This is a genomic window from Photorhabdus viridis, assembly GCF_040256935.1.
GTDB lineage: Bacteria > Pseudomonadota > Gammaproteobacteria > Enterobacterales > Enterobacteriaceae > Photorhabdus > Photorhabdus viridis.
This window is the reverse complement of sequence record NZ_JBEJZY010000206.1, coordinates 1-766: the sequence shown is the minus strand read 5'-3', so window position 1 is coordinate 766 and position 766 is coordinate 1. Positions and strand designations below refer to the sequence as shown.

Sequence of the window (766 nt, the reverse complement as noted above, 5' to 3'; positions counted from 1 at the left end):
TTCCCTACAGGAAATTACATCATGTCATTATCTGCTAAACATCAATCGGCACCCCTCGGGCTGACCCTGCGCCAGCATCTTGCGGCGTATCTGGATAACCTGCTGTTGCAGGGGCTGAGTCAAAAGAGTCAGACCGCCAGTCATGAACGACTGATGCCGTTCGTCAGCTGGTGCGAGGAACAGGGTATCCTGTCCGCAACTCAGGTGACCGGGCCGTTACTGGAAAACTGGCAACATTATCTTGCTCAGTATCGTAAGGCCAACGGGCAGCCCTATACGCCGGCCAGTCAGCGCCTGCGCCTGCGCGCCTTACGCCAGTGGTTCGACTGGTTGCAGCAACAGCACGCTATCCCGACCAGCCCGGCAGACACGCTGGCCCTGCCGGCCAGAAAAAAGCGCGCCGCTGTCACGGAAACGCTGAATCAGGCTGACGCCACGATACCCACCCGCTTCGCCACCCTACGCCAGCATCTGGCCGCCTGGCTGGAAGCCGTGCAGGGACAGGGCTTAAGCGAACGGACTCAGGAAGCCTATGCAGAACGGCTGTTGCCGTTCGTCAGCTGGTGCGAAGCCCGCGGAGTCATGACCGCACCACAGGTCAGCCTGCCGTTACTGGAAAGTTACCAGCGCTGGCTGAGAAGCCACCGTAAAGCGGACGGCCAGCCCTACACCCCGGGCAGTCAGCGGGACCGCCTGAGTGTCTTACGTCAGTGGTTCCGCTGGCTGTTGCAACGTCACCATATCCTGTATAACCCGGTGGACAGTC

General features: G+C 60.2%; 1 protein-coding gene. It reads left to right on the top strand.

The window, feature by feature from the left end; genetic code table 11:
• Nucleotides 1–21: 21 nt before the first annotated feature.
• Nucleotides 22–766: phage integrase N-terminal SAM-like domain-containing protein (locus tag ABR397_RS22995; RefSeq protein ID WP_350307731.1), on the top strand; the 745-nt coding region annotated here is incomplete at its 3' end.